Consider the following 22,273-nt stretch of genomic DNA (forward strand, 5'->3'; position numbering starts at 1 on the left):
CTTCTCTCGTCACGTGGTTCTCCTGTCAAACGTACTCTCGTTAACCGTGCTTCTCGCCACGCAATCGTAGGTACCGTATTGCGCAAACCCTATTGTGCGAATCGTAAAAATCACAATAGGGTAAAGTATCACACGGCACATAGTTTACTGGTTCTGGAGGCGGTATGGCCCGTTATAGTTATCAATGTCCTGAGTGTAAAACAAAATTTGAAGTCGAACATCCTATGAGCGTTCATCCCAAAGTCACCTGTCCTACATGCGGACACTTCGCCGAACGCGTTTTTGACACTTCGGGCATTGCCTTTAAAGGCAGCGGCTTTTACAACACCGACCAAAAAGGCAAGAAATAACTATGGCGTGCACCTAGGATTTTATGACGTAAGCTTGGGTTTTATACGTACACCTGGGGGTTATGACGTACGCCTGAGTTTTGCAAGAAAGTGCTGGTCGGCATCGATATACTCCCAGGTGCGCCCCAGCTGCAAAAAGCCGTCCTTCATTGTGGCGTGAGCCACCATTTCTTTGCCCCTGTCCGTCAGCAATTTGACGGCAGGGGTTTGTTCTATGTTTTCAACCGTAAAGCAACTTCCCTCTTTTGTAGCGAGAAAAGCCTTAATGACCTCTTCGTCTTCTGAAGCAAGCGGTGAGCATGTTGCATACGAAAGAACACCATGAGAAGCTACCTTACCTGCGGCGGCCTTAAGCAGGCGAAGCTGCAGTTGAGGAAGGGTTCCACCAGGTGCGACCGCGCCTTTTTCAAGCGACCAGCTGATTTCAGGGTGGCGGCGCATGGTTCCCGCTCCCGAGCACGGAGCGTCGATAAAAACGGTATCAAATGTTTCTTGCAGACATTGTGGAAGAGCATCGTCTGCAAGACGCGTAGCGTCAAAGGTCAAACAGGCAGCCTTCTTTGCAAGGCCTGCCCGCTTAAGCCTCTTTTGAGACACTGCCGACTTTTTCGGATCAAGTTCAACGGACACGAGCTGTACGTCATTGCCGCACCGTAAGGCGTTTTGAAGCAGCAAGACGGACTTGGTCCCTCTCCCCTGCCCAATTTCAAGTATCCGAGATCCGTCTTCTGACGGTGCAAGAAGCGCGATTACCTGAGATGAGATGTCGGCCGGAAACACTTCCGCTTGCGCGACTAATCCCGTTGCAGAAAGGCCAGCAGGCGCGCCCAACACAAAACTGCGGGGAGCGACGCTTGGATGAGCGTCAAAAGGAGCCACTACTTCTTCAGGGACGTCCTCACGTAATGCGACGTAGACCGGCGGCGCCTCAAGCGCCTGAAGCAACATCCCCGCCGCCGCGCACGGACCCATTGAAGCTATCAGCTGTTTGCAAAGATACACCGGATATCCGCTTACCCGCGCATACGCCTCTGTCGGCGGCAGCGTTTGCTCACAGGAGCAAAGGCGAGCGCGCGCATCATCAACACGCGGCCTGTCTTCTTCGGCGATATGTCTGAGCAGAACGTTTGCAAGACCGGCGGCTCGCGGAGAGGCCGCGCGGACCATCTCAACACCCTGGCTCACCGCGGCTCGCGGCGGCGTACGCAAGTAGAGAATCTCAAAGGTGGCAAGACGTAGTGCATCGCGCACCTTTGGTTCCAGATGAGTCGTTGTGGAAAGGTGCGAGGCAACAGCACGGTCAAGTTCACCAACGGTCGCAACGCTTCCCAAAAGCAAGCGCGTTGCAAGCGCGCGGTCCTTCTCGCCAAGCGAGTCCATCCGCCGCGCGTCACGTAAAAAATCACGCATACGCAGGCCTTTGCGCCGGCATGTAGAGGCAAGCTCAAGAGCCGCGCAGCGGGCGGGCGAAAGTCTTGTCATGCTACAGGCGCTCCCACGTCAGAGATTCATTATGAATTCCCGCCGCAAAGGCCGAAGCACTCATGGCTCTTTTGCCATCAGGACGAAGCTCGCGCACCTCAAGCGCCCCCTTTGAACAGCCCAGATAGAGATGACCTTTGCAGATTTCAATGGCGCCCGGAGCAACAGATACCTCTGAGGCTTTCTCGGCGAGAAGCACGCGCACTCCGCGACCGGCAATACACGCCCGAGCAGGCGCGGCATCAGAAGATGCCTGCACGCGCAAGACGTTAGCGCAAGCGTCATCAGCGGGGTTAAGCCTCATTTCCTGCTTGGTTACTTTTGCCGCAACCGTGGCCAGCGCTGAACTCTGTTCGTGCCAGCAAACACTTCCCACTGCAATCTCTCTAAGCGCGCAGGAAAGCTCACGCGCACCAAGGTGTGCAAGCTCAGTGGTCAGCTCGATAGCTGTCTTATGGCCAATCTCGCAGGAGCTTTGTCGACACCAGGCACCTGCGTCCAACTCATGCGCAATACGCATGATGGACACACCCGTAACGCTATCCCCCGCGAGAATGGCACGCTGAATGGGAGCGGCGCCTCGCCAGCGAGGCAAAAGCGACGCGTGAACATTGATGCCGCCAAACGGAATACTCTCAAGAAGCGCGTCTGGGATAATGCAGCCATATGCCACAACAACAAGCACATCAGGCGCGAGATCTTGAATCTGCTCGACAATCTCAGGAGTGATGCGTCCTGCCTCTGAAACGGAGAGACCCAGCGCATACGCCGCTCTTTTAACGGGAGACGGCTTCAGCGTCTTGCCGCGACCGCGCACGGCATCGGGTCTCGTAAAAACTTTTACGATTTCATGGTCTTCAGCAAGCTTCTGAAGTGATGGGACCGCGAACTCAGGCGTTCCCATAAAGACAATACGCACGTCTACTCCTCATCAAACGTGGTGTCGCCGGGTTTTGCACCCGCGGCAAGCGCTTCCTGATAGTGCCGCAGCACTTCTATACGCGCTCCCGGACCAAGATGGTCCGGCATCGTAATGCCATTGACATGGTCAATTTCATGCTGGAGACAGACGGCGAAGAGGTCCCCTTCGGCCTCATACTGCATCAGGTCACCGTCAAGGTTGAGAGCCTGTACGATGACGTGGGAAGGACGCATCACAGGAACTGTAATTCCGGGAAACGAAAGACAACCCTCCCGGTAAGTTCTAGGTTCACCATCAGCAGCGACCACGACAGGATTGATTAAAACGAACGGATTTTCTTGACCATCGGGATAGTCAACGTCGATGACCACCATGCGCTTCATAATGCCTATCTGCGGCGCGGCAAGTCCGACGCCGTCAGTGGCATACATATCTCGCAACATATTGGCGGCAATGGTCTTAATCTCATCGTCAATTACGGTAATCTCTTCACATGACTGGGAGAGCCGCTCATCAGGCCACAGCACTATTTCATCGGGCATCTCGGGTGTTTCAGGCATTTTCATTCCTATCCTTTCAGCAGGCTTTCCGCATCATTTTTTTGCAGCGCAGAGCCTACAGCAAATCATACGCGTCAACGTCTATTGTCATGCTCATACCCATTCGCTTGGTAAGTTTTGCAGCGCACGCTGACACGACGCTTCCTACATTTTCAAAAACAGGTGACTTTACCAGTACATGTCGGCGAAATTTGTCTTTTACCCGCGCCTTCACGCAATCGGCAGGTCCTAAAATCTCCCAGCCCGGGCGCGCACCTGCAACTGATGTGAGAATATCCGCCATCTCTTGAGAAGCGGCGCGCACCTCACGCTCAGACGTTCCCCAGAAAATAATGTTTGTCAGACGCACATACGGCGGATAGAAGGCCTCTTTTCGCTCCGCCGCCTCTGAAGCGAGAAATTCGGCGCGCCTGCGTGTCTTGACTGATGCGATAGCCGGATGTGTTGCCCAATATGTCTGCACGATAACCTTGCCCGGCGTGTCTCCCCTACCAGCGCGTCCAGCAACTTGCTCAAGCAGGTCATAGGTACGCTCGGCAGCCCGAAAATCGGGAAGCTTTAACATAGTATCCGCATTGATAACGCCCACCAGCGTCACCTCAGGAAAGTCAAGTCCCTTGGCAATCATCTGTGTTCCCACTAAAACGGCACATTCGGCCGCGTCAAATTGCTCCAGGAGCTTTTGGTGTGCTCCCTTTTTTGCCGTTGTATCAGCATCCATACGAATGATTTCCATCCGATCTGGCAATAGCATGCGAAGCTCATCCTCAACGCGCTGCGTCCCGATGCCAAACGCCGCCATGTAACGGCTCCCACAATGGGGACAGGCGGCAGCAGGATTTGGATAAGCCAGAACGGACCAACGCCGCCCGCAGGTATGACAGACCAGCTCACGAGTCCGTTCATGATACGTCAACGAAGTTGAGCAGTGCGGACATTCCGGAACGCAGCCACACTCGCGGCACATCAGAAAGTTCGCAAATCCGCGGCGGTTCAGCAGCAAAACGGCTTTCTGTCCACGCCGCGCCGTTTCTTCCAGAGCCGTGGCAAGTGGAGCGGAAAATATCGAACGGCTTCCGCCTTTGAATTGTGCGGTCATGTCCACAATTTCTACATCCGGCAGTACCGCGTTTCCCGGACGTTCCGGCATAGTAACGCGCGTCCACGAAACACCGTCTCGTTTGCCCTGACTACAGCAAGCAAGACTCTCCAAAGAAGGCGTTGCCGAACCAAGTACCAACGCGGCGCCGCGCTCACGAACCATATATGCCGCAACCTCCCGCGCATGGTAGCGCGGCAGGGAGTCTTGCTTGTATGACGCCTCATGCTCCTCGTCAATAATAATGAGCCCCGGATTTTTGAGTGGCGCAAAGAGCGCGGAGCGTGCTCCCACCACCACGTTAGCCTTGCCCTGCCGGACCATATCCCACTGATCAAAGCGTTCACCGGCAGAAAGACGGGAATGCAGCACAGCCACCTGATCTCCAAAGCGGGAGCGGAAACGACCAACGGTCTGCGCCGTCAGGGATATCTCGGGCACAAGTACGATAGCGCCTTTCCCATCTGCACGTACCGCTTCTATAGCGGACAGATATACCTCTGTTTTTCCTGAACCCGTCACACCGTCAACCAGTACTACATCACCGTTTTTCGTCTTGCAGGCAGAAGCGATGGCGGAAAGCGCCTGTTTTTGTCCTCGTGTCAGCTGATCCGGTCTGCACGCTATTGCGCTTGAAAGCGTAGTAGTTTTTGCGCCGCGAATCTGACGCCTCATCTCAACGCAGACGACTCCACGCTTCTCAAGCGCTTTCACCGCCGCCCGTGCTCCCGGAATGAGAGCGGAAAGCTCGGACAGACGCTGTGGGGCGCCCTGCAAAGCCTCAAGAACAAGCCGCTGCTTAGAGGCGTTTTTTGCAGGTGTAAACTCCCGAGCCTGTGACGTCAGCGATACCCACCGCTCATCCACAGGACCCGACGTTTCGCTTACCAATTCCCATGCCGTTCCATCAGCTGTACGACGCACCTTGACGTTTTGTCCCGGCGCCAAAAATGGCTTTACGGCATCCGTCAGCGAACACGCGTATTCTAACGCCATCCACGCGGCCGTCCGAGCCGAAGTCTCATCAAAGGCAGAATCGGCAAGCACATATTTCACAGGAAGTATCTTTGCGGGATCGATGGACGATGATGGCGTCTCCGACACAGACATCACATATCCCACAACGTCACGATGAGAAAACGGTACATAGACCGTTGTCCCCACAACGACGCTGTCAGACAGCTCTGAAGGAATAGCGTAGTCATACGTACCCGACAGGGCGCGCGTTGGAATATCAAGAGTTACCTGCGCATACTTCACGCGCGTCTCCTTCCTGCACTGCAAGCGTTGGCGGCGTCTGCTGGTCAAACGCATAACGGGCTACAAACGGCTGCGACTCATCCAAGGCGTCCTGTACTTCCACGCACACAAAGGCGCATTCTACTTTTGTGTACCCATGCTGCATGAGCACATACGCATAAACGTTTGCCTGCATCCTATGAGCCGCTATGATTTCTGCAAGACTGAGGCTCTTGTCGCCCGTTTTATAATCAACGACAAGCGCATGCGTGCTTTTTGGGTCTGTGGCGAGAAGATCGATGGCTCCTCTCAGATATCGTTTGTCGCCATAAGGCCTCTCAAGACAAAAAGGAACTTCGGAGCGTACCAGCGTATGGCTGAGCGTCTCCGCTCGTATAGCGGAATTGTTCCAGCGCTCAAGCGTCGTCTTCAAACGCTCACGAGCCAATTTTCCCAACTGATGACGCCTAGCGAAATTCTCGATAATCTGTTGCTGCGGATAGGAGCCCGTTTCAACCATATACTGAGCAAGTTCATGAAAGGCTGATCCGAAAGCAGTAGCTGACATGGTTTCTTCTTCGTCGCTACGCTGTCCATGCAATGATTCCCCTTGATTGGTGTCCATCAACTGACGATGCAGTGAGGAGTAACTGTAGAATTTTTCGTAGCGCTGCTCCTGCTCAGGAGCAAAGAGATCGCGGTCATACGTATAGAGATCAAAGTCAGGGATATCCTGGTCATTGGTTTTGAATGGCTGCCAAGCTATGCCCTCACCAGCATCATCTACGCGATAGGTGCTCAAATCTTCCTCAAAGCGCAGATACACGGTTCTGAGCGCTCCTGACTGCGAGCCTCCGTATTCGAAGAATGATCTTCCCACATCAGGCATCGCTTCCGTTTTCAAAATAGTGCTCAACGATGCCTTAGCAAATTTGGGAGTGTAGCCGTTCTCTCTTTGTTGAGTAAGCGTTGCGGTGAGAATAACCATCTCTTGCGCGCGGGTAAGAGCAACATACAACAGGCGTACGGCCTCAGCCTGCGCTGCGTCATCCTGAATACGATCAAAATAGAAGCGCCAGTCGCTTAGTGTTCTGCACTCAGACGCTTCTTTGGGAACGTCGAAAGGCTTAGCGCTGACACCAGAAGGTTTAAGGGCAACGATGCGCTTCTCGCCAAGGCGCCCAACAAGACACCGTTTGCGACTTGGAGCTTTATCGTTCAAGTCAGAAAGAGCTCCAACAACAGCGACAATTTTGTACTCTTTACCCTTTGAAGCATGAATTGTCTGAATCTTAACCGCGTCTTGATGTTTATCGTTAAGAACTGAAGGCGCTATTTTCGTTACCTCAAGCCACTGAGAAAACTCTTTTGCAAGCTCTGTAAGCCCTACCTGAAGCTCTTCGTTGAGTTCTCGAACGCGACGAATAGCAGCGAGGATGTTGACAGCCTGTGAGCGTTCCTGAGCGCCTCCCCTCTCAAGCCTCGTAATCCAGCCTGAAGCTCTTACTACCTGCAACAGCACATCAGCCGGATGCTTGCTCTTGATGTCTTCTCGCGCTTGCAAGAGGACTTCAAGCGCACGCTCAAGACGTTTACTAGGCTGAAGATCGTCTTGAAATTCTTGTGACAAAAGACCGCTCTCAATGCCACGTTTGGAAAGAGATCCGTCTTCGGAACCCCAATTGGTTGCGAGCAAGATGAAATCCGATGCCTCAAGCGAGAACATCCCGCTGGTAAGCACAGGAAACAGGCCTTGCTCAGTATCATGGATATCAGCGAGCGCCATAAGCAGCGAGGCGATACTTTGAACTTCCGAGAGTTTACCGAAGCCCGTACCTCCCGAAAGAACGCTTTCGATGCCCCTTTGTCTAAGGGCGTCCATATACAGATTGGCGTGAGAAAGACTGCGCATGAGAATAACGATATCTTTCGCCTTAAACGTACCTTCAGCAATAATCTGAGAAATCCTGTCGGCAAGCTGTTGGGCAGCTACCGCATGGTATACATCAGCTTTGGCGGCCTTTTTGTTGCCTCTTTTTTCAACGGCGGTCAGTTCAATGAGAACACGAGGCACTCCTTGCAGAGGTACGAAGGTATCCGGGTTTTTGCCGGCATGCAGGTCCATAAATCCGGGAATCATACCAGGAGCGTCGCAAACCGTTCTGACAAAACGAAGAATGTCATCATGGCTGCGAAAATTGTCCGTCAGCAGCGGTCTTCTCTCTTCAGGAATCTCTTTTTGCCGATTGAAAAACACCTCGACATCAGCGTCTCTGAAGCCGTAGATTGACTGTTGAGCATCGCCTACGGTTGTCAAAAATCGACCTTCTCTGCCGGAAAGGCGCTTAATCATTCGAACCTGCTGGTCATTGGTATCCTGAAACTCATCAATCATCACAAGCTTGAACATATCGGAGTATTCTTTTTCCAGTTCAGGATAATCCTCAAAAGCGCAGGCGGTTTTATTGAGCAAATCATCATTATCCAGTCCGCCGACCTCTTGTTTTTTTGCGGAAAAACGCTCAACCACCGCCTGTGTGACCTTTACGAGCTGAGGCGCATGTCGATTCGTGTCATACAGTTTGCAAATCGCCTGAAGTTTCTTGCACTCTGACTGCACGTCTTTTGCCAGTTCTTTCGCGGATTTCCATAACCGCGCATTGGGAACCACTTCAAGAAGCTCCACAAGCTCTGCCGCCTTACTTGAGTGAGGCGAGTGCTCAAAAAGATAGGCGCTAATTGTATGCTCTTGCTTGGCAATCTTTGCCACTTCTTTTTCATCGACCCCATTTGATGTATCCGAAAGAAGCTCCACAAGCCCGTCATGGATACCTTCAAGCTCATGATACAGGTCCGGGACCGCGCCCTCTTTTTCTATTGCCAGCTCAATCGAATCGAAGCCGTTCGGCGCGGAAAGCGCTGCCACGGCAAGCTGCTCTATCATGTCATCAAGCGAATGAACCTTACTTTTCCCAGCATAAGCAGTGTCTTTTAATTCAAATGCCGAGAAAAACTCCGCGTACGCGTCATCATCTTTTAAGGAAGTCAAAACTTCCTCAAGAGCGGCTTTTAAGAGCTCGCTGCGTCTGTGATCGCTTAAGACGACAAAATCAGGATCAATGCCTATGTCAAAGGCATGCGCGCGAAGGATGCGGGCGCACATGCTGTGAATGGTGCTGATCCATGCGGAATCTACTTTCAGAGCCTCATCAGCAAGACCTTCTTTTTCAAGCGCCTCTCTTACCCGTTCCTTGATTTCTTTTGCCGCTTCGTTCGTAAAGGTAATAACGAGCGCCTGGTCAAGAGAGTCAAGATAGGCTCCGCCGTTTTCTCCCGAGCCCTCACTCAGCGCCCAGACGATGCGTTGTGTCAGCGTAAACGTTTTGCCCGAACCAGCTCCAGCTGCTATAAACAGAGGCTTATCAAGCGCGAGAACAGCCTTCTTTTGCCCGGATGTAAGCGTGTCGAAGTTAAGAGCCATTAGTTCTTCCTCTCCAGACAATTCATAACCGGGCAATACGTACAGGCTTCTTTATCAAGCGCGCAAGCGCGAATATCGCCGTTGAGCATGCGCTCGACCGCCTGGGCGATTTGAGCCTCCCACGCGTCAAGGCATGCGTTAAACGTTTCAACGTTTTCTCCGACAATGCAAGACTCCATAGTTTTACTCACGCCTTTATCGTCTCCCACGCCGAAGATCCGGTAGATATACGAATCCGGAGCAGCGCCAAGCAGCGCATAGGTGTGACGAGTTCCCATATACATGGCGCCGATTGAGGTAAGGTTGTGAGCTTTCAAGTACTTGCGCACGACCTGCGCGTAAATGATAGCCTGCACATGGCGAGGCAGCCTCTCTGAAGAAAGCTGAACAACGTCCTTCTCGCGCTGCTCATCGACCGTGCTTTGAACCGCGTAGTCCTTAAGAGCGGCGGGGGATTTGTGTTTGTAATCGATAATAACGGCTTCGCCCTTGGCGTTCACATCGATACGGTCAATGGAGCCGTTAAACTCAATGCCTGCATACTGGGCTGATTCTCCCCCATCCATGCCGAACTTCAATTCAAAAAATCTCGGTTCAAACGAAAGGAGCTTATCAGCTTCAAATGACAAAAGCCCATGGAGATCTTCACGCAGTTTTTGCATTTGCTGATGTTGAGAAGCGCTATGGGGAACCAGCCTTTGAGCTCTTCTGCTTTTCTTTTGCGAGGTTGCGTACTGTTCTTCGGCGAGAATATCAAACTGCTCGTCAAGAATCTGAGTAGCCCGCGTGAGCGTATCTGAGGAAACACGCGATAGAGGAAGCGATGTTGTCGCGATATCCCACGTTTGATCGACAGAGAGATTATCCGCCTGCCCCAGCGCTTCTCGAAGAAGCTGCCGATGCGTCAACTCAAGCACGCGATGGACAAAAATTCCTTTTTCAATCCCACCAAAGCCGGCGTCAATCCTGTCAAGTCCGAGGCGCTTTTGCGTAAACCATTTATATGGACATTCAAGATACGACTCAATCTGCGAAGCGGAGAGCTTTTGGATTTGGATGTGCTCTTCTCCCTGTCGAGATGGGAGTAGTACAAACGGTTTCAGCGTTTCAGGGATACAACCCGTGGGCCGCGATGGAAGAGCGGCGATTTTATGGGGAACTTTTCCGCTTACAAGAAGATTAGCGGAAAGCGTTTCTTCTCCCCTTGTTATCTGGGGAATAACGGGATTTTGGGAGGATCCCCCATAGCACGCCAGTAGTTCTTTCAATACAACACAGGCAAACGCTTCGTTTGCATGCTCGTCATGAAGCGTCAGCTCAAGCGAGACGAACTGACGAGCGCTTGCCAGCATTTTGTAAAAAGAACGGCGGGATTCAGCAAGCGGCGCGATCGCTTTTACGCCCGTAAGTTTCTGCGTAAGGACATCGAGCGCTCTGTCTTTTGCCACAAGCGATGTGGACACAGAATCCATTCCAAGACAGATAACGGCGTCAAAAGCGTTGGGTTCACAAGAACTTTGAGCCGAAAGGATCTCAACAGCGCAAGAAGTTTTTGCTACGCCATTCGTAAGACGCAGTTCATACTGTTCTTGGCCCATGAGGGCGTACAATCTTTGCTCGGTAGCGACGTCAAACTTCATGCCGAGACCGCGCATGGTCTGAGTCCCCGCTATCACGGCAGAAAGGGACTTCGAGATATCGTAGTACGTCTGGGCGTCATAGGCATCTTGGTGCTCGGCGCATCCCATCAAAAGACGGTTTGCCGCCTCTTTTATACGACCGGCGCGAATAGCCGTAACTGCTTCGGCGCACGCTTGAGACGTGTGAGAAGCTTGTGTAAGAGAACGCAATACTTGATGAGGCATGAGAGTACGATTGCTTCGCCATGACCTATCCAGACTCCAGGCCTTTTCGACTGAAACCTGAGAGATTGGAGAGAGCAAAAAATCAGTTAGTTCCCGTGGCGGCCACCATGTCATATCTCCTAACGAGTTCTGGGAGGTATCAGGCCATGACTCTGACAGTCTCTGAAGCCGTAAAACAGTTTTTACCAGGCTCAAAAACGCCCTCCCTGCTTGGCTGCCAACCACCGACTGCCGCACGCAACCCTTTGCAAAGATACCGCGCGCCGCAAGCCGCGGCGCCAGCTCTTCCCAAGCCTCATTCGGATAAGGCGCGTATATTCCAATGTTTTGAGCACCTTGAGCTATGAGGTTCTGGACATGCTCAACAATCAGGTTTGACTTGGCTAAAATCCCTGCCGGAGAAAGTAAGACTACCTTTCCTTGAGGTTTCTGCACGTTTTGACGAGGTCTGAAAATCGTATGCAAAAGCGCCTCGATTTCAACGTCATGTTTCTCAGAATCGTCATCAACAAACACAAGATCCGCTCTCAGTTTATCGGAAAGCCGTTTGAGATACGCCCTGTTTGCATCGCCGGCATAGTTATCAGGCGTTGAAAGAATTATATGCACATCCATGGTTTGAGCAAGCGCGCTCAAAAAAGCCTCTTCGGCAGGAGACAGGTTTTCTACGCCGCTGACAACGACACTCTGCAAAGCGCAATACGCCTTAGGAAGCGCTTCTACAAGCAGAGCATACGATTCGCTTTGCTCAAGCATTCCATGCTGGTGCACGAGGTCTAGATACCTCTCAAGGACCGCAAGCACGCGCTGTTGTCCAACGGTAAATCCCCGAGCATCATCGCACGCGTTGACGCACGGAAGGTAGTTCCGCGCTATTGTTTCAATAGCTTTTAGCGTGCCTGTCCCCACATCAAGTGGTTTTAGCTCTTGAGCTTCAAAAGTATCCAGTGCTTCATGGATAAGCAGCAAGCGAGCTTCCTTTGAAATGACTTGGCGCCCATCGCCAAAAAGATTCCAAAGCTCTTTAGCCCATTCAGAAAGAGACACCACGCACAGTCCCAACGAGAGCATTGGATCAGACGCAAGCAGTTTAAGCGCCGTTCGTTTTGCATCAGGCGTATCAACTAAAAGCACTGCTCGCCCACAGCGCTCTATACTTGCTACCAATGCCTCTTTAACCGGCTTATTTACAATGGAGCCTGATGTGGTACTAACGAGCGTACAAGCCATTTTCATCCTCTCATGAAAAGCGTCAGTACTACGGTATCACGTTGACCGGACACAAATTAAAAATGCGAAAACTTCCTTTTCAGCGTTTTCCAAACAAACTGCGTCGCCATCGTCACAATCGTTGCGACTGCAAAAACAAACAAACCCCGTATAAATGCATCATCTTTAAGCCAGGCATAACACGGCTGATCGTAGTTGACGTTCAAATAGTTGATGATGGGTATCTGAATAAGATATACGCCTATTCCTGTGGAAGCAAAAAGCGTCAGTGTCTTTTTTACAAGCGGTGGAAGCTTGCTCAGCTGAGGCTCTAATGACCGAACACCCAGAAAAATTGACAGGACTTGCGCCACGCACAAAGGCGAGGCTGGAGAAATCAAAAAGTTACGATATTGCTGGCTGAGTTCTGAGCCAGCATACCAGCCATTGGCATGCAACGCGCGACATACGATATTGAGAACATCAGCAAAAACCAAACGTTCACCGAGCGAGGTGCCTTTGCTCGCCTGCGCTGACTGATTGCTAAATTTCATCACTTCCGCCGTATGTTTCACGATATACTCCAAGCATCTTTGGACAACCTTTTGATTATGCCATCATTAATCGTTTTAGATGAGAGGAAGAGCTATGCCAAACGTAGTCGACTATCTGAAATGGCGTGGAGACCTTTCCTTTTCTGAGCGGCCTTTCAATGACGTGGACAACCTGGTGCTCTCCCTTCTCGCCTACATGGGCTTTGACGGCATCGTCTTTTCCGAGCGTTCAAAGAAAACAATTTCTCTTGAGACAGCCTGCGCGAAGATGATAAGGCGCATCAAAAAAGATCCAAGCCTTGTGACAGGTCTCTCCCGTGTTGATGCAACGTTTCTTGAGGCGCTTAAGAACGCTCCTCGTTTCGCTGAAGCGCGACTCGGCAACTATGTCAACCAAATCGATTCCGATAAAAACATGCAATTTGCCGCACTGACGGTATACCTTCCTTCAGGACAGCGCTATGTCTCCTATCGAGGTACCGATGGCACCCTTGTGGGATGGCGAGAAAATCTTGATTTGAGCTTCAAGGTGACCGAAGCGGATAAGCGAGCCGCCCTATACCTTGAAAACTGCGTGCGAGAATACCTAAAAGATACGCCAGAGCCACACGATGCTTGCATACTTGTCGGCGGGCACTCAAAAGGAGGCAACCTCGCAAGCTACGCCGCAAGCGTGCTTCCAAAAGAACTTCTTCCGTACCTTGACAGAGTCTGGAGTAACGATGGTCCCAATATGTGTCCGGGCACCGTCTCTCATACCGCTCATGACGTGCTCGGCAAAAAATATATCCGGCTGCTTCCCAACTTCAGTGTGGTCGGAATGATCTTCAACGACGCTGAAACGCCTATGACTATCGTTCAAAGTTCCGAAAACAGCGTAATGGCGCATGACGCCGTCTCCTGGCAGGTAGAGTGTGATCATTTTGTCACCTGCAGTGATTTCACATCCGAATGCAAACATATCAATGAAGCGTTTACCTCGTGGTATACAAGCCTTCCGTTGGAGTACCGCGAATCCATGACCAATGACCTCTTTGACGCCCTGATGGCTGGAGGAGCCGTCTATTTCAGCGACATCACGTCATCGTCCGCATCGCTCAGAGCCGTTCTCACAGCGCTCATGAATACCGACCGGCGCACCTGGTCCGTCTTTGCAGATTTGTTTGCCACCCTTGTTTCAGCTTCCGCTTCGACCTTTAGAGAGCAGATAAACTTCGCTCAGCGCTTCTCGCAATCAACCGACAGCGAGAAGAACAAGCTCCCCCAAAGAGCTCACAAGCGCACAGGAGCACACTAGTCTGAGCCCACAACTCCCGAAACAAAAGAGCTGACAAGCGCAATCACGATAGAGCCCAAAAGCGCCGCGCCGAAACCGTCAATGAGCACGCCGTTTAAAAACACATGACGCGACAAAAAGCTGGCAAGCTCAAGCATGAACGCGTTGATAACGAGGGAGAATATCCCCAGGGTCAGCAGCGTAATGGGAAGGGACAAAATCTTGATGATAGGTTTGATAGAGGCATTGAGAAAAGCCAGTACGAGCGCGAAAGCGATAGGTCCCGCCCAGTTTCCGCCGACAACTGACATGCCCGGGACAATAGCAACAGCCACGAGCGTTGCAATGGCCGTGGTGAACCATGTTAAGAGAAAACTTCTTCTGTTCATGATAATCCTCTCACAGGGATGTTCTGCCCATTGAGTATACCCGTTATATAAAAAGAAACCCGACCGAAGCCGGGCTTCTCCCTCATTGCTGCCTAAAAGTTTACTCGCCAAAGCCTGCGTCTACAAGAGCGATAAGCGCGTCAAGAGCTGCCTGCTCATCGGGGCCATCGCACGCAATCTCAATCTTGGTGCCGGTGCCGAGACCTGCGGCAAGAATCATCATGATTGACTTGGCGTTAACAGGAGCCGAATCCTTATCAACGTTTTTGAGGGTAACATTGCTCTCAAATTTCTTTGCCTCAGTCACGAAGACAGAAGCCGGACGGGCATGAAGGCCAGTCGCATTGATGATGGTAGTCTGCTTTGAAACCATGGGTGAACTCCTCTTCCGAATGTCCAATGTGGAAGCATGCTTCCATAACCACTATACATATCCTAGCAAATCAAAGCGCGATTTACTCGTATATTGCCCAAGAAACTAAAAGTTATCATTCTTTATGAGATAAAATACTCATCGATCAAACTTTAAACACACCCAATGGAGGCCTTTATGTCAAATGACACTCGATATGACGAGAATAACGGCGTAGTCGATAGCGCCTCATCAGAAGCGGATTTGCAAGAAACCGAATCGCATGAGCAGGAAAAAGATGACGAGCAGCCACTTGCAACCGCCCAGAAAAATATGGAGAACCTTGCAGGTAACGTAGCTGCCACCGTAGGCGGCGCACTTGGCGAAGCGCAAAATGCCGTCACGAGCGGCATCTCCGCGGTTCGAGAAGTCCGCTATGCGGCAAAAGCGCATGCGGATGCTCGCCACCAGATACAAGAGATGCGCACAGTTCTTACCTCCGACAAAGAGCAGCTGGAACATCGTCTTTATGTTCATGAGAACTATGACGGCATTGTCAGTGAGCAAACAGCAATCATCACGGAATCCACGCAAGAAATGCAGCGGCAAAAAAACACGGTCGATTCCCTTACGCAACACCATACAGACCTTCAAAAACAGTTGGAGACTATCCTCAGCGAGGATGAGCAGAATCTTCGCCCCTATCGCAATCTTTCCGAAACGGCAAAGGGCCGCCTGGATGACGTCGCGCGCACCGTTACCGAAGCCAAGCGCGCTATCAAAATGGCTGAAGCTCAGGTCAAAGATGCCACTGATCGGCGTGACCAGGCCTGCGCTTCTGCCCAACGCGCGCTCGATAACTCGCACGAGCGCCAGCATAAGCTTCTGGAAGAGCTCACTGAACTCAAAAAGGATCCCGCGGCAAACAACAGCGCAATTTCACGCGTACAAAACGATATTGCTTCGGAGAAAATACGCGAATCAGAAGCGCAAGCCTCACTGGCATCCATCACCGAACAGGCTAAGAGCGCCATCGAAATAGCACAAACTCATCTCTGGACACAGAAGAAATCCCTTGAGAGCGCCCAAAGCGCAACCGATGCCGCCCACAGCGCCTACGAGGAGCGTAAAAATGAGTTTGAGCGGCTCCAGACAGAAGCACGAGCGCGTGAGCGCATTGCTCAAAACAACCTCACCGCGGTAGAGGAAAACATCAAACAGGCGCAGGACGCCTTTGACGCCGCCGCGCAACGGCACGACGACGCTTTGGCGCTTCTCGAAGACGCTCGGGTCATCCAGGCGTCACCGGAGGAAACCGAGCGCCTCAAGGGCTCTGTTTCTTCTCAGCTGTCCGCTGTCGAGCAAAAGCAGGACGAGATTGAAAAACTAGCTCATGTGGAAAAGACTTTACGCGTCACAACCCGCAAACAGCGCCTGGCTCTTCTCGCTGTTATCGCAGGCTTCGTCATCTTGGTCATTCTTTTGATCTGGAGAATCTTGAACTAAACAATGAGCATGGCGTCGCCGAATGAGAGGAACCGATACTTGTTCTCTATAGCAGCAGCGTAGGCGGCCATGATTTCATCACGAGAGGCAAAGGCGGACACCAGCATCATAAGCGTTGAGCGCGGCACATGAAAGTTGGTAATCATAGCGTCTACCACATGAAACGTTGATCCTGGCATAAGATACAAGTCAGTCGTCGCGTCCGTGCGCGCCACAAGATCGCCCCTACCCGACACAGTGGCCGAATCAAGCGCGCTCTCAAAGCGCCGCGCGGTTATTGCTGGATCTGAGGCGAGCGCGTCTGCGCCCCAGGCGCTTTCAAGCGAGCGCACGCTTGTGGTACCCACGGCAATCACGCGGTGCCCTGCCGCCTTTGTAAAACGAACAGCGTCAACGACCTCTTGAGCAACGTGGTAGCGCTCCGTATGGATAACATGTTTCGTCGGATCATCCTCCGTCACCAGGCGAAACGTGTCGATACCAACTTCCAGTTCAACCGATGCCCATCCGATGCCGAGCGCTTTAATCTCTTCAATGAGCTCAGGGGTAAAGTGAAGGCCGGCTGTTGGAGCCGCCGCGGAATGTTCATCGCGCATAGCGTAGACCGTCTGATACTTCTCGGGATCTCCTTCGTATTGCGTAATATACGGTGGCAGGGGCACATGTCCCGCCGCGTGAATCGCCTCGTCAAGCGTGCGGCCGCCGACCGGCTCAAAGCGGACCAAACGCCCGCCTTTACTCTCCTCAACAAAGTCAACAATCTCGCCCGTAAGCACCACCAAAGACGATTCGGGCGCATGCAGTCCGCCCGCGCGATATTCGATTACCGCACCAGGCTTGAGGCGTTTGCCGGGATTGACAAGACATTCCCACAGATGACCAAGGGGATCAAGGTCTTCTCGGCGCTTGAGTAAAAGCGTCTCCGCAACGCCACCCGTCTCACACTTGCGACCGATAAGGCGGGCAGGCATCACGCGAGTCTTGTTGGCTACGATAAGGTCTCCCGGTTCAAGATACTCAACAATATCTTTGAATCCTCTGTGCTCAACACGGCCATCGCTTCGGTGAAGCACCAAGAGCCTGCAGGAATCACGCGGTTCAGCCGGCGCCTGCGCAATCAGTTCATCAGGTAAGTTGTAATCAAAATCATCAGTACGCATGCCTTTTAGCGGCCTTTCTTGCATCACGCGCCTCCTGGCGCTCAAGTGCGGCTTCAGCGGCGGAAAACCGGCAACCGCAGTAATTTTGTCTGTACATCCCCAGTTCGCGGGACTCGTTTGTTGCTTCGGCATAATACGGCCGAAAATCGCGCCATACCGGTGTCAATCCTTGCGCACGGGCAATGGCGAGAAGTTCGTCTCTGCACACGTCAAAGAGCTGGTACGGAGAAACGGCCAACGTTGTCGAAACAAAGGTGAACCCGCGCTCGCGCGCCACGCGGCAGCTCTCCGCCAGTCGAATGGCATAACAGGAGCGACAGCGTTTCTCGCGATCAAACGCCGCCGGCGCCGCCGCGCTCTCCCACCTTTCACGGGGGTCTCCCGCGATGATAACTTCCACGTGAGCAACTTCTCGTGCCCACGTCATAAGGGTCTCAAGGCGCCGCGCGTGCTCTTCAAGCGGCTGTATGTTTGGATTTGTCCAGCAAATGGTCGGCTCGAAACCTTCTTGCCGAAGGAGTTTCAGCGGTTCCAGCGAACAAGGTCCACAGCACGCATGCAGCAATAGCGGCGTGGCCGCTTTCAGAGCGCTAAGCTCGCAGGTACTTTTGAGCGCACCATGTGCTGTCATGTCTTTTTCCGGCACGATATCAGGCTCTCTTTTTCTTGGCAGCGCTCTTCTCAATACGTTGGATGAAGAGCACGTATATGGCGCACAATGAAACGACAATGAGAAGAGTCAGCATGCTCCCCTCAAGTCCAAAAGAACCGCCGGAAAGAAGGTCTGGTCCCTGCGGCAAGGATATCAGGATGGAAGAAGGCGCGTCATATCCCGAAACATGCATTCCAAAGAGTATCGTCGGCACCACATACCAGATAAAGTGCGCGCCCGTTCCAAACCACACGCTATCGGAATACTCAAACAGAAGGCCAAAAAGCACGCCGAAGGCAAAAAATGAAAGAATGGCCAGAGGATCTATCTGCGGCCGCAAACTGTGCAGCAGCGTAAACAGGAGCGCCTGCACCACAATAGCGGTCCATGGTTTTTTTGTAGCTGCCAGGACGCCGTTTTGCACATATCCCCTAAAAAGAAGTTCCTCGGCAAGACTTTGCACCAAGAAGCCGCCCACCAAAAGGAGGACAAACCACACGCGATAGGTACCGCTGATTTCAAAGCCGAAACCGTTGCACAAAAGAATGAGCCCCATCGCAAGGAGCGTCAACACCACGCCCAAAGAAATTCCCGGAAAAAACGAATGCCAGCCACCCACATGAAAGCCAAGCGCTTCTTTTGTCCGCCCGTTGACGCGAGCGTTCCAAAACAGCACCATGGCAAGAACGAGTGCGAAGGCGACAAATTGCGCACAGATGCCATATTCCGAAGGAATGACATACGAGCCAAAAAGACTTACGGCAACCGGAACAATCAGGATACTAAGCGCCACAACTACCGGTGAAAGCGCATGTTTTGGAGGCTTTGCTTCCGTAAAGTCAAAGCTATTGACCAGTGATTTTTTTGCCATGCCGCTCCCTTTTTGCGCCGAGCCATCTTTTTTCTTCTTCACTATAGTAGCCGCTTCAGACGAGTACTTTGGACATTTTCTCAAATACCTGAAGACAAACGACGCAAAAATGCGTAAGTTGTGAAATAATTTTGCCGTTATGTCTCAATATATGAGCTGAATCGATAGCTGTGAGGTTTCTATGGCGAAACGCGTTGATTTTTCTGAACGGCCGCATTTTCCCAAGCGTGCCATCGTGACCGGAGGCATGCCGTACGGCAACAAAAACCTCCATTTCGGCCATATTGCCGGCGTCTTTGTGCCTGCCGACTTTTTCGCACGTTTTCTGCGCGACAGACTTGGCGCGAAAAATGTACTGTTTGTCTCGGGTACGGACTGCTATGGCTCCCCCATTGCGGAAGGATATCGCAAAAAAGTCGAAAATGAAGGATATACCGGCACGATTCTTGAATATGTGACGGCCAATCACGAGCTTCAAAAACAGGCGCTCGACGCCTATGGCATCTCCCTTGATTTTTACGGAGGGTCAGCTCTGAAACCTGCGGCAGACATTCATGAAGAGATGGCCGACAAGATTATGCGGCGCCTCTACGATAAAGGCATGCTGATTAAGCGCTCTACCAAACAGTTCTACGATACTGAAGCTCATACGTTTTTGAACGGACGCCAGGTCATTGGCCGCTGTCCTATCAAAGGATGCAAATCTGATAAGGCCTACGCTGAAGAATGTGAACTTGGACATCAGTTTGATCCAGAAGAGCTCATCTCGCCCGTTTCGCAGCTCACCGGCACCAGACCTGAACTTCGCCCCGCGCCAAGCTGGTACTTTGACCTTTCAGAATACCGGGATTTTTTGACCGAGCTGGACGATCGCTGGGAACATGACCCACAGATTCGAAGCGTGGTGACTTCCACGGTCCGCGAGACGCTCGTTGACCCCATGATATATATACAGGACAAGTTCCGCGAAGCTTTCGACGCCGTTGAAGATACGCTTCCCGCTCATAAGCGCATCGAGGCGGAAAAGGCTCATCAGTCCTTTACGCTTGTCTTCAATGACTGGAAAGATCGCGACACCGCGCGCGACCTTCTTGACGCTGCGGGCATCCGTTTTCGCACCGGTAAAACATTGTTGCCTTATCGCATGACGGGCAACATACCATGGGGTCTCAAGTCTCCCGACCTTGAAGATCTGAAAGATCTCACCATTTGGGTTTGGACGGAAAGTCTTTGGGCTCCTATTACCTTTACGCGTGCTCGTCTTGAAGCGGACGCCGCCAACGGGGTCTCCCGATACGCAACTGACGATTGGCGCGACTGGTGGTGCAGTGAAGATGCCGCCGTCTATCAGTTCATAGGACAGGACAACATCTTTTTCTACTGCATTGTCCAAAACCCCCTCTGGGACGCACTAGACTGGGGTTTGACTACCGATATTCCCGTCGCCAACTATCACATCCTCTTTATGAATAAAAAGGCCTCAAGCTCAGGTGCTATTAAGCCTCCCATGGCCGAAGAGCTTCTGGACTTCTACACTCCCGAACAGTTACGCGCGCACTGGCTCTCGCTCGGTCTTGACCAGCGAGCCGTGTCCTTCTCGCCAAAAGCCTTTGATACGTCTGTTTCACGAAAGGGCAAAGACGGCGAGCCCGACCTGCTTACCAAAGATGATCCGCGCGTTGTCGATCCCGCCCTCAAAGAGTCGGCCTTTTTGACGAACATCTTCAATCGCCTTGCTCGCAGCTGCCTGTACGGCGCCGCAAACGTATGCGACGGGCACCTTCCTGCAGTTGACCCTCACCAAGGCGTCATTGATGCCTGTACCTGCGCGACACTTGCGTTTGAACAGCTTGCGCATGATTTCGATGCCCACGGCGCCCTGGCGTCTGTGGAGGAGTTTGCTCGTGCGGAGAATAAGCGCTGGGACGAAGCGTCAAAGGCCGCAAAGGGCAATGACGCCGCATATGAGCAGGCTCTTGCCGATGCCTTCTGCGCTTTGCGCACCGTTACGCTGCTCATGCATCCCGCGGTACCTGACGGATGCGAGCGCATCGCTCAAGCAATGAACTTTGCTCCTGAAACGTTCTTCTCGTGGGAGCACGCCTTTGAGGGGCCAAAGCAGCTTGCCGAGACGCTCGGCGAGGACGCCACAACGCATGCCGTTGAGGCGCTACCTCCCCGTTTTGACTTTTTCAAAGCGCACCCGAGCCAGCAGAAAAAGAAATAAGAGCTCACATGGCAGTATCCCGGCGTCACGCTAGGTGCACCTGCCACACATACCTCTAGGAGTGTTATGGAAGCCGTGCCCTTCCCGCCCGTGTACCGTCCGCGTCCCTATGTGCGTCCTACGGCGCAGCTTGCCCAGAGGCGCGCTGTTGCCACGCCCGATGGGGCGGCTATCGAAACCTATGTCTATGCGCCATCGTGCGAGAAGAGCCACGCAGCCGATGCCTCTACTCCTATCCTTATGCTCCATGGCAACGGAGAAGAACATGGCATCTTTGGCGCAATCATTGACGCCGTAGTTACGCTCGGCTATACCGTCATCGCGCCGGACTCTCGTGACCAAGGCAACAGCACTCGTGGAACAAAAGCGTTTACCTATGAAACGATGACTGAGGACGCGGCGGCAGTCCTTTGTGAGCTTGGTGTAACCTCCGCCCATGTCCTCGGCTTTTCCGATGGGGGCATTGAGGGACTGCTACTTGCCCGTGACTACGCTCACAGCGTGGCCAGTCTTACCGCCGTCGGCGCCAACCTTATTCCTGAAGGAGCGGGAGATATCTCCTGGATTCCTGAATACGTTGCAGCTCAACGGCTCTGGGCTGAAAAGGGGTATGAGGGAGCCGTTCTTGAAGACGGCTACCCCGTACCAAGCCCAAACGAGGCCGCCAAGATAGCCGAACACATTGAGCTTATGTATAGGGAGCCCCATATACCGGCCGAGTCGCTGCGTACCATCACCTGTCCTACCACTATCATGGCCGGCGAATACGATGATATTCTCGCCTCAGAAACGCTGCGCATCGCACAGGCCATTCCAAACGCCCACCTTCTCTTTGTGCCGGGAGCGCCGCATAATCTGCCGAAAGTCAACCCCAACTCGGTAGTACGCGCCCTTCTCGCCACAATACACCGGTGCAACCGATAAGAGCCAGCGAGATTTTCTCCCTTAGGACTCCAGCATATCCAAGGCAATCTGAGAAATTGATAGGTACCTAAAAATTTTCTATAGGTACCTTGCTAATATGATTGTTCTTCGCTACAATACGAAACCGTTATTAACACCACATGCGAACGGAGCAG

General features: G+C 52.4%; 17 protein-coding genes. 5 read left to right on the forward strand and 12 right to left on the reverse strand.

Annotated features, from left to right (window positions below):
* The first annotated feature begins 164 nt into the window (after positions 1-164).
* Positions 165-350 carry an FmdB family zinc ribbon protein gene (locus QM016_RS01735; protein ID WP_282709950.1) on the forward strand — a complete coding sequence of 62 codons (186 nt, stop codon included), beginning with the start codon at positions 165-167 and terminating at the stop codon, positions 348-350.
* Between the two features lie 60 nt (positions 351-410).
* Here QM016_RS01735 and QM016_RS01740 read toward each other — a convergent pair whose 3' ends face one another.
* From QM016_RS01740 to QM016_RS01770, 7 genes are read right to left on the reverse strand one after another with little or no spacing between them, the layout of a single operon-like run.
* The gene (locus QM016_RS01740; protein ID WP_282709951.1) at positions 411-1,832 is read right to left on the reverse strand and encodes an RsmB/NOP family class I SAM-dependent RNA methyltransferase; all 1,422 of its coding nucleotides are present in this window, start codon (positions 1,830-1,832) and stop codon (positions 411-413) included.
* Between the two features lies 1 nt (position 1,833).
* The gene (fmt, locus tag QM016_RS01745) at positions 1,834-2,751 is read right to left on the reverse strand and encodes a methionyl-tRNA formyltransferase (protein ID WP_282709953.1); all 918 of its coding nucleotides are present in this window, start codon (positions 2,749-2,751) and stop codon (positions 1,834-1,836) included.
* A gap of 2 nt (positions 2,752-2,753) precedes the next feature.
* Entirely contained in the window at positions 2,754-3,314 is a 561-nt protein-coding gene (gene def / locus QM016_RS01750) for a peptide deformylase (protein ID WP_016476849.1), read from the reverse strand.
* 55 nt (positions 3,315-3,369) lie between these two features.
* A complete protein-coding gene (gene priA / locus QM016_RS01755) occupies positions 3,370-5,673 on the reverse strand; it encodes a primosomal protein N' (RefSeq protein ID WP_282709955.1) in 2,304 nt (767 codons plus the stop codon).
* Complete coding sequence (locus QM016_RS01760) at positions 5,648-9,133, reverse strand: UvrD-helicase domain-containing protein (protein ID WP_282709956.1); 3,486 nt, start codon at positions 9,131-9,133, stop codon at positions 5,648-5,650. The genes priA and QM016_RS01760 overlap by 26 nt, the downstream gene beginning before the upstream one ends.
* The gene (locus QM016_RS01765; protein ID WP_282709959.1) at positions 9,133-12,228 is read right to left on the reverse strand and encodes a PD-(D/E)XK nuclease family protein; all 3,096 of its coding nucleotides are present in this window, start codon (positions 12,226-12,228) and stop codon (positions 9,133-9,135) included. Before QM016_RS01765 ends, QM016_RS01760 begins: the two co-directional genes overlap by 1 nt.
* Positions 12,229-12,284: 56 nt before the next feature.
* Positions 12,285-12,782 carry a hypothetical protein gene (locus tag QM016_RS01770; protein ID WP_282709960.1) on the reverse strand — a complete coding sequence of 166 codons (498 nt, stop codon included), beginning with the start codon at positions 12,780-12,782 and terminating at the stop codon, positions 12,285-12,287.
* A gap of 73 nt (positions 12,783-12,855) precedes the next feature.
* Between QM016_RS01770 and QM016_RS01775 the strand changes: the two genes are divergently transcribed.
* On the forward strand, positions 12,856-14,058 hold the full coding sequence (locus QM016_RS01775; RefSeq protein WP_282709961.1) for an Mbeg1-like protein: 1,203 nt from the start codon (positions 12,856-12,858) through the stop codon (positions 14,056-14,058).
* Here QM016_RS01775 and QM016_RS01780 read toward each other — a convergent pair.
* On the reverse strand, positions 14,055-14,426 hold the full coding sequence (locus tag QM016_RS01780) for a phage holin family protein (protein WP_016476843.1): 372 nt from the start codon (positions 14,424-14,426) through the stop codon (positions 14,055-14,057). The genes QM016_RS01775 and QM016_RS01780 overlap by 4 nt on opposite strands.
* A gap of 100 nt (positions 14,427-14,526) precedes the next feature.
* Complete coding sequence (locus QM016_RS01785) at positions 14,527-14,799, reverse strand: HPr family phosphocarrier protein (protein ID WP_016476842.1); 273 nt, start codon at positions 14,797-14,799, stop codon at positions 14,527-14,529.
* Between the two features lie 177 nt (positions 14,800-14,976).
* Between QM016_RS01785 and QM016_RS01790 the strand changes: the two genes are divergently transcribed.
* The gene (locus tag QM016_RS01790; RefSeq protein WP_282709963.1) at positions 14,977-16,284 is read left to right on the forward strand and encodes a hypothetical protein; all 1,308 of its coding nucleotides are present in this window, start codon (positions 14,977-14,979) and stop codon (positions 16,282-16,284) included.
* Here QM016_RS01790 and queA read toward each other — a convergent pair.
* From queA to QM016_RS01805, 3 genes are read right to left on the reverse strand one after another with little or no spacing between them, the layout of a single operon-like run.
* The gene (gene queA, locus QM016_RS01795; protein ID WP_282711441.1) at positions 16,281-17,444 is read right to left on the reverse strand and encodes a tRNA preQ1(34) S-adenosylmethionine ribosyltransferase-isomerase QueA; all 1,164 of its coding nucleotides are present in this window, start codon (positions 17,442-17,444) and stop codon (positions 16,281-16,283) included. The genes QM016_RS01790 and queA overlap by 4 nt on opposite strands.
* A complete protein-coding gene (locus tag QM016_RS01800) occupies positions 17,434-18,075 on the reverse strand; it encodes an epoxyqueuosine reductase QueH (protein WP_016476839.1) in 642 nt (213 codons plus the stop codon). Before QM016_RS01800 ends, queA begins: the two co-directional genes overlap by 11 nt.
* Positions 18,076-18,094: 19 nt before the next feature.
* Positions 18,095-18,967 (reverse strand): type II CAAX endopeptidase family protein, encoded by an 873-nt coding sequence (locus QM016_RS01805; protein WP_016476838.1) that lies wholly within the window; start codon positions 18,965-18,967, stop codon positions 18,095-18,097.
* Between the two features lie 181 nt (positions 18,968-19,148).
* On the opposite strand from QM016_RS01805, the gene QM016_RS01810 reads away from it, so the two are divergent.
* Together QM016_RS01810 and QM016_RS01815 are read left to right on the forward strand one after the other, a co-directional pair.
* Positions 19,149-21,194 carry a class I tRNA ligase family protein gene (locus QM016_RS01810; protein ID WP_016476837.1) on the forward strand — a complete coding sequence of 682 codons (2,046 nt, stop codon included), beginning with the start codon at positions 19,149-19,151 and terminating at the stop codon, positions 21,192-21,194.
* Between the two features lie 66 nt (positions 21,195-21,260).
* Positions 21,261-22,118: an alpha/beta fold hydrolase gene (locus QM016_RS01815; protein WP_016476836.1), complete on the forward strand. Its 858-nt coding sequence runs from the start codon at positions 21,261-21,263 to the stop codon at positions 22,116-22,118.
* The last annotated feature ends 155 nt before the right edge of the window (positions 22,119-22,273 follow it).

Source organism: Lancefieldella sp. Marseille-Q7238, from assembly GCF_949152215.1.
Lineage (GTDB): Bacteria > Actinomycetota > Coriobacteriia > Coriobacteriales > Atopobiaceae > Lancefieldella.

Coding starts and splice junctions, on each gene's coding strand:
- QM016_RS01735 (WP_282709950.1), top strand. CDS start 165: ATGGCCCGTTATAGTTATCAATGTCCTGAGTGTAAAACAAAATTTGAA.
- QM016_RS01740 (WP_282709951.1), bottom strand. CDS start 1,832: ATGACAAGACTTTCGCCCGCCCGCTGCGCGGCTCTTGAGCTTGCCTCT.
- def (WP_016476849.1), bottom strand. CDS start 3,314: ATGCCTGAAACACCCGAGATGCCCGATGAAATAGTGCTGTGGCCTGAT.
- QM016_RS01760 (WP_282709956.1), bottom strand. CDS start 9,133: ATGGCTCTTAACTTCGACACGCTTACATCCGGGCAAAAGAAGGCTGTT.
- QM016_RS01765 (WP_282709959.1), bottom strand. CDS start 12,228: ATGGCTTGTACGCTCGTTAGTACCACATCAGGCTCCATTGTAAATAAG.
- QM016_RS01775 (WP_282709961.1), top strand. CDS start 12,856: ATGCCAAACGTAGTCGACTATCTGAAATGGCGTGGAGACCTTTCCTTT.
- QM016_RS01780 (WP_016476843.1), bottom strand. CDS start 14,426: ATGAACAGAAGAAGTTTTCTCTTAACATGGTTCACCACGGCCATTGCA.
- QM016_RS01785 (WP_016476842.1), bottom strand. CDS start 14,799: ATGGTTTCAAAGCAGACTACCATCATCAATGCGACTGGCCTTCATGCC.
- QM016_RS01790 (WP_282709963.1), top strand. CDS start 14,977: ATGTCAAATGACACTCGATATGACGAGAATAACGGCGTAGTCGATAGC.
- queA (WP_282711441.1), bottom strand. CDS start 17,444: ATGCGTACTGATGATTTTGATTACAACTTACCTGATGAACTGATTGCG.
- QM016_RS01800 (WP_016476839.1), bottom strand. CDS start 18,075: ATGACAGCACATGGTGCGCTCAAAAGTACCTGCGAGCTTAGCGCTCTG.
- QM016_RS01805 (WP_016476838.1), bottom strand. CDS start 18,967: ATGGCAAAAAAATCACTGGTCAATAGCTTTGACTTTACGGAAGCAAAG.
- QM016_RS01810 (WP_016476837.1), top strand. CDS start 19,149: ATGGCGAAACGCGTTGATTTTTCTGAACGGCCGCATTTTCCCAAGCGT.
- QM016_RS01815 (WP_016476836.1), top strand. CDS start 21,261: ATGGAAGCCGTGCCCTTCCCGCCCGTGTACCGTCCGCGTCCCTATGTG.